The sequence below is a fragment of the Streptomyces sp. WAC05292 genome, from assembly GCF_003949955.1.
Classification (GTDB): domain Bacteria; phylum Actinomycetota; class Actinomycetes; order Streptomycetales; family Streptomycetaceae; genus Streptomyces; species Streptomyces globosus.
Genome location: NZ_RPSE01000787.1, coordinates 1 through 930, shown reverse-complemented (window position 1 = coordinate 930; position 930 = coordinate 1). Strand labels below are relative to the sequence as shown.

At 73.9% G+C, this 930-nt stretch carries 1 protein-coding gene; it reads right to left on the bottom strand.

The window, feature by feature from the left end; translation table 11 throughout:
- On the bottom strand, nucleotides 1-897 hold an 897-nt coding region (locus EF903_RS33035), incomplete at its 3' end, for a sensor histidine kinase (RefSeq protein ID WP_221888819.1).
- Nucleotides 898-930: the final 33 nt, after the last annotated feature.

The following is a 930-nucleotide window of genomic DNA, read 5'->3' as shown; positions in this document are numbered from 1 at the left end:
CTTCACGGCCACCGCCTGCACCGCCGCCGCATGCACCACCATCAGCGACACCCGGTGCGCCACCACGTCGTGCATCTCCCGCGCGATCCGCGTCCGCTCCTCCGTACGGGCCCACTCCGCCCGCTCCGGCCGATCCGGCCGCGGCGTCCGCAGCACCCCGAGCATCTCCCGCAACTCCGTCAACGCCTGCCGGCCCATGTCCCCCACCAGCGCCGCGTTCCGCGCCGCCTTCACCGGATCCTTCACGGCCACCGCCTGCACCGCCGCCGCATGCACCACCATCAGCGACACCCGGTGCGCCACCACGTCGTGCATCTCCCGCGCGATCCGCGTCCGCTCCTCCGTACGGGCCCACTCCGCCCGCTCCTCCGCCCGGTCCGCCAGCAGCGACAACTCCCGCTCCAGCGAATCCGCCCGCTCCTGCAGGCTCTCCATCAGCCGCCGCCGCGCCCCCACGTACATCCCGAGCAGCACGGGCGGCACCGTCAGCGCCACCGCCATGAACAGCGACAGCCCCACCACCAGCGTCCGCCCGGCCTCCTCCTCGCCGACCGTGCGCACGTACGTCACGACGAAGGTGGCGACGAAGGACATCACGGAGAGCGTCGCGGTGATCCGCCGCGGCACCTCGCAGGCGGCGAGCGTGTACAGCCCCACCAGGCTGAGCAGGAAGCCCATCTCCGCCGGCGTGACGGCGATACCGACGAGCACCACCGCGACCGGCACCCGCCGCCGCAGCACGACGACGGCCCCGGTCAGCACCCCGAACAGCACCCCGAGCACCACGGGCACACCGGTGTCACGGGCGAAGACCACCCCCTCGGCGGCGCACTCCGCGACCGACACCCCCGCCAGCGAAACATCCAGCACGGCTGCCCGCCGCCGGTCCCACCACAGGGGCCCGTCCCGCCCGTCCCCACCCTGCTCTTC